Raw genomic sequence first — 8,393 nt, 5'->3', positions numbered from 1 at the left:
TGCCGAGCCGGCTGAACAGTGCTCTGTCCTTGTTTTCTTCAGGGTTTTCGGCGGTGAGCAACGTGTCGCCGAGAAAAATAGAGTTGGCGCCTGCAAAAAAGCACAGCGCCTGCATCTCGTCGCTCATCGCCGTCCTGCCGGCCGAAAGCCTGACATCGGACTTCGGCATCATGATGCGGGCGAGCGCGACCAGCCGTACGAACGAGATAGGGTCGATCGGTTCGGCCTTGGCAAGCGGCGTGCCCGGAATCGGGATCAGCATGTTGATCGGCACGCTTTCCGGAGGCTCGGGCAGGTTGGCGAGCGTGAGCAGCATGTCGATGCGGTCGGCCTTTTCCTCGCCCATGCCGACAATGCCGCCGCAGCAGACCTTGATGCCGGCCTCGCGGACATGGCCAAGCGTTTCGAGGCGGTCAGCAAAGCTCCGGGTCGAGACGACCTCGCCGTAATAGCGCTCGGAGGTGTCGATGTTGTGGTTGTAGTAGTCGAGGCCGGCCGCCTTCAGACGCTGCGCCTGTTCGAGGTCCAGCATGCCGAGCGTCATGCAGGCCTCCATGCCGAGCGCCTTCACGGCTCCGATCATGGCGACAATGGCGTCCATGTCGCGCTCCTTCGGGCTGCGCCAGGCCGCCCCCATGCAATAGCGCGTGGCGCCCGCCTCCCGCGCTTTTCTGGCCTCTGTGACGACGCGCTCAACCTCCATCAGCTTCGAGGCCTTGAGCCCCGACTGGTGATGCGCGGACTGGCTGCAATAGCCGCAATCCTCCGGACAGCCGCCGGTCTTGATCGATAGCAGCCGCGACAGCTGCACCCGGTTTTGATCGAAATACGCGCGATGGACCGCCTGGGCTCGGAAGAGCAGGTCGTTGAACGGCATGTCGTGGATGGCCGCGGCCGCGTTGTGGCTCCAACGGGGCAATGCTCCGCCAATCGGTTCCATGGCCGGGTTCACGTCGGGTTCCGCGTTCATTCCAATCGTCATCGTCAAGAGCCTTTGCTGCTGGTCCGCTGAGCGCGTGGAGAAAGAAGTTCGTCAGTCGGCGGGCCCGGTCCGCTTTGACCCGCCGACCAACGCCGGCACCGGCAGGGCGGCGCCCGCCTCGTCGAGGACGGAAAAGCTGTAGTTGCCGTCCGAACTTCGATCGACCGAATAGGTTAGCCGCTCGGCGATGTGATTGTCCCTGTCGAAGGTCAGCACGCGCGGTTTGAGCGCGGTGAGTTCGGCCTCATGCACATAAACCGAGTTGCAGATGATGAGCTGATCGCCCGGCTGGCAGGTGCGGGCTGCGGCACCGTTGAGGATGCAACAGCGCGATCCGCGTTCGCCTGGGATGACATAGGTCGAGATGCGCGCGCCCGAATTCCTGTTCCAGATCTCGACGAATTCCATCGGCAGGAAGCCGGCCGCCTCGCAATGGTCGGGGTCGAGCGTGATCGAGCCATGGTAGTTCAGATTGGCCTCGGTCACGTGGATGCCGTGCAGCTTGCCGGCGACGATCTTTCGCATCCCGTTCGTCCTCTCCCTCAGTTCAAATGCGTGCAGATGTTCGCGTCCGCGGGCACATCCAGCCCGATGTCGAGGATCGGCGCGCTGTGCGTCAGCCACCCGACCGAGATCAGGTCGACGCCGGTTGCCGCAATCGCCGCGGCGGTTTTTGGCGTCACGCGGCCGGAAGCCTCGGTGATGGCGCGGCCACCGACCATGTCGACCGCGCGGGCAAGATCGTTCAACGACATGTTGTCGAGCAGCACCGCGTCAACATACGACGCAAGGGCGATTTCGAGCTGTTCCAGCGAGTCGACCTCGACCTCGATCTTGATCATATGGCCGGTTGCCGCACGCGCCCGCTCGATCGCGGTGCGGATGTCGCCGGCGATCGCGATGTGGTTGTCCTTGATGAGCACGGCGTCGTCGAGCCCGAAGCGGTGATTGGCGCCGCCGCCGACCCGCACTGCGTATTTTTCCAGCGCGCGCAGCCCCGGGGTGGTCTTTCGCGTGCATACGATCTTTGCCTTGTGGCTGCGCACCGCCTCGACCATCGCCGCCGTGGCCGTGGCAATGCCGCTCAGGTGGGACAGGAAGTTGAGCGCGGTGCGCTCGGCGGTGAGCAGTCCGCGCGCCGGCCCAGTCACCGTCGCGATCGCTTCGCCCGTCGCCACTTCGCAACCGTCCGGTCGGTGGATCGCCATATCGATCGCCGCGTCCACCAGGAGGAAGGCGAACGCGGCCAGATCGAGCCCGGCCACAACGCCGGCCTGCCGAGCCCTGAGCGCCAGCGTCGCCGTCCGATCATAGGGAACGACCGCATCGCTTGTGAGGTCCCCGCTTCTGCCAAGATCTTCCAGAAGAGCAGTCCGTACGATCGGTTCAATGACGATCGAGGGAAGGGGAGAGAATGATCTCATGTCAGGAGTTCCATGGTCGGGGCCCGCCAGCCAAGCGCGACCGCGGCCTGAATTGCCATCTTGAGTGTCAGCCGTGACAGGAGGGCGTCCGGATCGCGCCTGGGGAAATCGGACCGGTAATGCGAGCCGCGGCTCTCCTCGCGGCGCAGCGCGGCGATAGTGATCATCAGGGCGACCACGGCCGGATCGGAGGCAGCCGTGTTGCCCGCGCCGATTGGCAGTAGCCTCGTCGCCGCCCCGCGCAGCGTCTCGCCATCCCGGACGATGCCCAGCGCCTGCGAGACGACCGGGCGAATGCACGAAGCGTCTGGCCGTGGGGGCACGAATGACGACAACAGCCGCCGGCATTGGCCCGGCGCTGCGCCCGCAATGCTTTCGGCGACCCAGGCAGCTGTGACCACCGCTTCGGTGAGCGAGTTGCTGGCGAGGCGGTTGGCGCCGTGCAGTCCGGTGCATGCAACCTCACCGCAGGCCCACAGGCCCTCGACGGAACTGCGGCCCGCCGCGTCCACCGCCACGCCGCCCATGTGGTAGTGCGCCGCCGGACGCACGGGAATGGGTTCGCTCGCGGGATCGATTCCTGCCAGGCGACACAAACGGGAAATCGCCGGAAAGCGCCTGCCGAATCTTGGGCCGAGGCATTGGCTGGCGTCCAGGAAGACACGGTGCCCGGCTGAGAGCTGCTGCCACACGGCCCGCGCGACCACGTCGCGTGGGGCGAGCTCGCCCCCGGGCGTATCGGCGAGGAACCGCTCGCCTCGCTCGTTGATGAGCACCGCGCCTTCGCCGCGCACGGCTTCACTCACCAGCGGCATCGGTCGCCGTGGAACGTCGAGCGCTGTCGGGTGGAACTGTACGAATTCGAGATCGGCGAGTTCGGCCCCGGCTGAAGCCGCGAGCGCCAGCCCATGTCCGAACGCGGCAGGCGGGTTCGTCGTATCACAATAAAGGCCGCCGATACCGCCGGTCGCCAGCACCACGCGCGAGGTGGAAATCGCGACGGCACCCCTGGTGCCGACCGCAAGCAGGCCGGCAATTTGACCGTCTTCCACGATCAGGCGGCGCGCCTGAGTGTTCTCGAGGATGGTGATTGAGGCCGTGCGCCGCACAGCCGCGATGAGTGCGCGGACCAGTTCGCGACCCGTTGCGTCGCCGGCGGCATGCACGATCCGCCGCCGCGAATGGGCCGCCTCGAGCCCGAGCCGCAACGCGCCTTCAGGGTCCCGATCGAAAGCGACGCCGAGCCGCCCGAGCTTTTCGATCGCCTCGGGTGCGGCTTCGACAATGCGCCGCACCGTGGCTCCGTCACAGAGCCCGTCGCCAGCGGTGACCGTATCGGCTAGGTGCATGTCCGGGCTGTCGTCGGGTCCGAGGCTTGCTGCGAGCCCACCCTGGGCAAAGGTGCTGGAAGCCTGTCTGGCAAGGGAGGCGCCGGAAAGGAGCACGACGGGTTCCGGCGCCAGATGAAGCGCCGTCATCAGGCCGGCAATGCCGGCGCCGACGATCACCGGGGCACCGCCGATCTCCAGGGTCGCTGGGCTCATATTGCGAGCATGCGCTCCACAGCCAGGCGGGCCCGGTCGGCGACCTGTAGGTCGATGGTCACGACGTGGCGGCTCTCCTCAAGTGCTGCGCGGATGTTGGCGAGCGTGACGCGCTTCATGTGCGGGCACAGATTGCAGGGGCGGATGAAGTCCACCTCGGGATGTGCGACGGCGACGTTGTCGCTCATCGAGCACTCGGTCATCAGCACGACACGTGCCGGTTTTTCGCGGGCCACATAATCCGACATGGCGGCGGTCGAACCCGAAAAGTCCGCCACCGCGACAACGCCGGGCGGGCATTCGGGATGGGCAAGCACCGTGACACCAGGATGCGCCTCGCGCAGCGCGCTTATGTCAGCCGGTGTGAAGCGCTCATGCACCTCGCAATGGCCCTTCCAGGCGATGATCTCGATGTGGGTCTCGGCGGCGACGTTCTTCGCCAGATATTCGTCGGGCAGCATGATGACGCGCGGCACGCCGAGCGATTCAACCACCGCCCTGGCATTGCCGGAGGTGCAGCAGATGTCGGATTCGGCCTTCACCGCGGCCGAAGTGTTGACATAGGTGACGACCGGAACGCCCGGATAGCGCTGCCGCATCAGGCACACGTCTTCGGGCGTGATCGAGTCGGCCAGCGAGCATCCCGCCTCGAGATCCGGGATGAGCACGGTCTTGTCCGGATTGAGCAGCTTCGCCGTCTCGGCCATGAAGTGCACGCCGGCAAGCACGATGACGTCTGCATCCACGTCCATCGCCTTGCGGGCCAGCGCCAGGCTGTCGCCGACAATGTCGGCCACGCAGTGGAAGATCTCGGGCGTCTGGTAGTTGTGCGCCAGGATGACGGCGTTGCGCTCGCGCTTCAGCGTCAGGATGGCGTCGATGTTGTCGCTGAACACCGGCCATTCGATCGGCGGAATCACCCGCTGGACGCGCTCGTAAAGATGTGCGCCCGAAGGCAGCGCTGCGGTCATCAACAGCTCCGATTATACTCAATGAGAATATAATCGGGCATATTCTTGATGTGAGAATAAGAGTCAACCCCGCGCCAGCGGCAATTTTGCCCCGGCAACCTCCCCCTCTTCGAGTACCGCGTGACGGAAGCGATAGAGCTTCGCCGGCCGGCCGCCGGTCTCAGTGGTGGTCTCGCCAGTCTCCTCGACCAGCTCGTGCTGCTCGATCAGGCGGCGGAAGTTCGGCTTATGGATGAGCCTGCCGGCAAGCGCCTCCACGGTGCGCTGGAGTTGAAGCAGGGTAAAGGCCGGCGGCATTAGTTCGAAGACCACCGGCCGATATTTGATCTTGGAGCGCAGCCGCGCGATGCCGGTCGCGAGAATGCGGCGATGATCGGCGACCATGGCCTTGCCAGGAACCGGCGGAGCTAGATCCGAACCGCGCAACGCCTCTTCGACCAGGGCCGCTTCATAGAGCAGCTCGTAGCGCTTGAGGGCGAGGTCCTCGTTCCACGGGCGAGCGTCGAAGCCGAAGGCGATCGCCGCGCGCCGTCGGCGCTCGAGGCGCGTCGCCTGGTCGTCCGCGCCGGCCGCCCATTCGAGCAGGCGCGGCTGAAAGATATCCCCCACCATCGGCGGAATTCCCGCTCGGTGGTCCTCCCATGGAAAATAGTCGTACCAGCTTTGCCAGCCGGATTTCGACGGAGCGGCTGCATGTTCCTTGCGGGTGAGAGCGAGATAGCTGATGGAGATGACGCGCTGCTCGTGCTCGGTGCCGGCCCGGTCCCGATCGGCGAAGGTGTAGAGCTGCTCGATATAGCCCAGCGGGTGCCCGGTCTGCTCTTCGACCCAAGCCCTCAGACCGGACTGCAGCGACCGGTGCTCGAGCGCCAGCGGACCGGAGGGCAAGGTGTCTCCCTGTGCGATGGTCAGCACACAGGGCTCATTGTCGCTCACCGCAACGACAACGGCGGTCAGGTCAACTTTGGCGATGTCGGCGGACTTGCCGGCGGCGGCTCTGCCTTTCCTTCTGCCTTTTGCGTGATCGTTCATGGTCCCTGATGTGCCTGGGCGCAGCCGGGAAGGAGCTGAACCGATTGAATTTTGTTCTCACCAATAACGGTCGGCGCGTCAACTGACGCGCTACCCCAATTTGGTCTTCGCACCTGCACAAAAATGTGCCAAACGCGACGCCGCGGGCGGTAACGCTGGGGAAGGAAATGTGATGAGCGTGACGGGAAAAACCAGGGCTCTTACTCCACCGGACATTGCGGCGCGCAAGGGCAAAACGCCGCTTGTCTGCCTGACGGCCTATACGACTCCGATCGCACGGCTGGTCGATTCCCATTGCGACGTGGTGTTGGTGGGAGACAGCGTGGGCATGGTTCTCCATGGGCTGCCGTCGACGCTCAGTGTGACGCTGGAGATGATGATCATGCATGGCCAGGCCGTGCGCCGCGGGCTCGAACGCGCGCTGATGGTCGTCGACATGCCGTTTGGCTCTTACGAGGAAGGCCCGGAGCAGGCCTTCCGCAATGCCGCCCGCGTCATGGCCGAAACTGGCTCAGCGGCCGTCAAGCTCGAGGGCGGCGAAGCGACGGCCGAGACGATCCGCTTCCTCACCGGCCGCGGTATCCCGGTGATGGCCCATGTCGGGTTGACGCCACAGGCGGTCAACGCCTTCGGCGGCTATCGCGTACAGGGCAGGGGCGAGGACGGCGAGCGCATCCGGCGTGACGCGCTTGCCGTGACCGAAGCGGGGGCCTTTGCCGTCGTATTGGAAAAAGTGCCCGAGCCGCTCGCCCGCCGGATCACGGAAGAAGTCGCGATTCCGACGATCGGCATCGGGGCGTCATCGGCCTGCGACGGTCAGATCCTGGTGGTCGACGACATGCTGGGCCTGTTCGGCGATTTCCGCCCGAAATTCGTCAAGCGCTATGCCGAACTGGGAGCGGCGGCTTCGGCAGCGATCGGGAGTTACGCGCAGGAGGTGCGGGAACGCCGGTTTCCAGCGGCCGAGCATGTGTTCGGCGAAGGATCGAAGACCGTCAACGGAGAAGAAGCAGCATGAGCATCCCCATCATCCGGACCGTTGCAGACTTGCGCAAGACCGTGGCGGTATGGCGTCAGGAGGGCCTCAGGGTCGCCGTCGTGCCGACCATGGGTGCCCTGCATGAGGGCCATCTCAGCCTGGTGCGCGCCGCGCTCGACCGCGCCGACCGGGTGATCGTGACGCTCTTCGTCAATCCGAAGCAATTCAACAGCCCGGACGACCTTGCCGCCTATCCGCGCACGGAGCACGAGGATGCCGCCAAGCTCGCTCCGCTTGGCGCCCATGTTCTCTACGCGCCGCATGCTTCCGAAATGTATCCGGACGGTTTCGCTACCACGGTCTCGGTGAGCGGGGTGAGCGACGGCCTGTGCGGCGCATTCCGAGCGGGGCATTTCGACGGTGTAGCGACGGTCGTGGCAAAACTCTTCCTGCAGACCGGCGCCGATCTCGCCTTCTTCGGCGAGAAGGATTTCCAGCAGCTGCATGTGGTGCGACGGATGGCGCGGGATCTGGATATCCCAATCGAGATCGTCGCCTGCCCGACAGTCCGTGAGGAGGACGGCCTGGCGATGTCGTCGCGCAACGTGCGCTTGTCTTTGTCGGAGCGGCAGGCCGCGCCGAAACTTGCCACGATTCTCTTCGATGCCGCCGCGCGCATCGCCGGCGGCGCGCCGGTCGACGCGACGCTCGACGACGCGCGGTCGGCGATTGCCGCGGCAGGCTACACTCGGATCGAGTATCTCGAGCTGCGGACCGAGGAGGACCTCGCGCCGCTGCACAGGTTCGACAGGCCCGGACGCTTGCTCGCGGCCGCCTGGCTGGGCGAGACCCGGCTGATCGACAATGTTGGGATCCCGGCCCGACCGGAAGCCATCGGGCGCGCAGCGGCTTGAGACGGATTACGCCCAATGCTGCTGCTCCTCGCCAAATCCATGCCGCCGCTACTCAGATCATGATCCGACACATCGTCTTTTTCACCGCCGCGAGCAGCAGCAATCTCGAGCCGATCCTGGACGGGCTGGCGTTGCTGACGAACATCCCGCACCCACGCCGGCTCGAAGTCGCGCAAGATCGCAGGAGCGATCGCGCCAGCAAGGAAGTCGACGTCGTCGTTTACGGCGAATTCGACACCGATGCCGAGCTCGCAGCCTACAAGGCGCATCCGCTCTATCAGGAGGCGATCAAGCGGGTGCGGCCGCTGCGCGAACTGCGTTTTGCCGCCGACTATGAAATCGCGAGGGCAAGGACCTCGATGACCAGTGCCGGTTCTCTCTGAGACCAAACTTGCGTCGACAATTCGTCGGTGCCGGCCCGCGATTGCGTGCTCAGCGGTTGCGGTCGCTCAGAACCCATAGCGCTGGTCCGCCCAGCGCAGCAGCACCGTCGCATCATGGTCGGGGAGGCGCACGCGCGCTTCACGCAGTCCGTCCGCGATGATGG

At 65.4% G+C, this 8,393-nt stretch carries 9 protein-coding genes; 3 read left to right on the top strand and 6 right to left on the bottom strand.

The genetic code is table 11. The features are described from left to right. From bioB to EOA78_RS34035, 6 genes are all read right to left on the bottom strand, one after another. A partial coding sequence (gene bioB, locus EOA78_RS34060; protein WP_206533557.1) for a biotin synthase BioB occupies positions 1–970 on the bottom strand: 970 nt, incomplete at its 3' end. Positions 971–1,033: 63 nt separating this feature from the next. Then, complete coding sequence (panD, locus tag EOA78_RS34055) at positions 1,034–1,507, bottom strand: aspartate 1-decarboxylase (protein WP_127319956.1); 474 nt, start codon at positions 1,505–1,507, stop codon at positions 1,034–1,036. 17 nt (positions 1,508–1,524) lie between these two features. Continuing rightward, entirely contained in the window at positions 1,525–2,406 is an 882-nt protein-coding gene (gene nadC, locus EOA78_RS34050; RefSeq protein ID WP_127319954.1) for a carboxylating nicotinate-nucleotide diphosphorylase, read from the bottom strand. Then, positions 2,403–3,950 carry an L-aspartate oxidase gene (locus tag EOA78_RS34045; protein ID WP_127319952.1) on the bottom strand — a complete coding sequence of 516 codons (1,548 nt, stop codon included), beginning with the start codon at positions 3,948–3,950 and terminating at the stop codon, positions 2,403–2,405. The genes nadC and EOA78_RS34045 overlap by 4 nt, the downstream gene beginning before the upstream one ends. Then, positions 3,947–4,921: a quinolinate synthase NadA gene (gene nadA / locus EOA78_RS34040; protein ID WP_127319950.1), complete on the bottom strand. Its 975-nt coding sequence runs from the start codon at positions 4,919–4,921 to the stop codon at positions 3,947–3,949. Before nadA ends, EOA78_RS34045 begins: the two co-directional genes overlap by 4 nt. 63 nt (positions 4,922–4,984) lie before the next feature. After that, complete coding sequence (locus EOA78_RS34035) at positions 4,985–5,953, bottom strand: hypothetical protein (protein WP_127319948.1); 969 nt, start codon at positions 5,951–5,953, stop codon at positions 4,985–4,987. 172 nt (positions 5,954–6,125) lie between these two features. Between EOA78_RS34035 and panB the strand changes: the two genes are divergently transcribed. From panB to EOA78_RS34020, 3 genes are read left to right on the top strand one after another with little or no spacing between them, the layout of a single operon-like run. Then, positions 6,126–6,971, top strand: coding sequence for a 3-methyl-2-oxobutanoate hydroxymethyltransferase (gene panB / locus EOA78_RS34030; protein ID WP_127319946.1), 846 nt, complete (start codon positions 6,126–6,128; stop codon positions 6,969–6,971). Beyond that, complete coding sequence (panC, locus tag EOA78_RS34025) at positions 6,968–7,846, top strand: pantoate--beta-alanine ligase (RefSeq protein ID WP_127319944.1); 879 nt, start codon at positions 6,968–6,970, stop codon at positions 7,844–7,846. Before panB ends, panC begins: the two co-directional genes overlap by 4 nt. Positions 7,847–7,905: 59 nt before the next feature. Beyond that, the gene (locus EOA78_RS34020; protein WP_127319942.1) at positions 7,906–8,229 is read left to right on the top strand and encodes a Dabb family protein; all 324 of its coding nucleotides are present in this window, start codon (positions 7,906–7,908) and stop codon (positions 8,227–8,229) included. The last annotated feature ends 164 nt before the right edge of the window (positions 8,230–8,393 follow it).

This window comes from Mesorhizobium sp. M5C.F.Cr.IN.023.01.1.1 (genome assembly GCF_003997585.1).
GTDB lineage: Bacteria > Pseudomonadota > Alphaproteobacteria > Rhizobiales > Rhizobiaceae > Mesorhizobium > Mesorhizobium wenxiniae.
Note: the sequence above shows the minus strand (reverse complement) of the source record. Positions and strands in the feature narration are given on the sequence as shown.

Excerpts from the sequence above, each read along its gene's own strand:
- nadA (WP_127319950.1), bottom strand. The coding sequence starts at position 4,921 with ATGACCGCAGCGCTGCCTTCGGGCGCACATCTTTACGAGCGCGTCCAG.
- panB (WP_127319946.1), top strand. The coding sequence starts at position 6,126 with ATGAGCGTGACGGGAAAAACCAGGGCTCTTACTCCACCGGACATTGCG.
- panC (WP_127319944.1), top strand. The coding sequence starts at position 6,968 with ATGAGCATCCCCATCATCCGGACCGTTGCAGACTTGCGCAAGACCGTG.
- EOA78_RS34035 (WP_127319948.1), bottom strand. The coding sequence starts at position 5,953 with ATGAACGATCACGCAAAAGGCAGAAGGAAAGGCAGAGCCGCCGCCGGC.
- EOA78_RS34020 (WP_127319942.1), top strand. The coding sequence starts at position 7,906 with ATGATCCGACACATCGTCTTTTTCACCGCCGCGAGCAGCAGCAATCTC.
- EOA78_RS34045 (WP_127319952.1), bottom strand. The coding sequence starts at position 3,950 with ATGAGCCCAGCGACCCTGGAGATCGGCGGTGCCCCGGTGATCGTCGGC.
- panD (WP_127319956.1), bottom strand. The coding sequence starts at position 1,507 with ATGCGAAAGATCGTCGCCGGCAAGCTGCACGGCATCCACGTGACCGAG.
- nadC (WP_127319954.1), bottom strand. The coding sequence starts at position 2,406 with ATGAGATCATTCTCTCCCCTTCCCTCGATCGTCATTGAACCGATCGTA.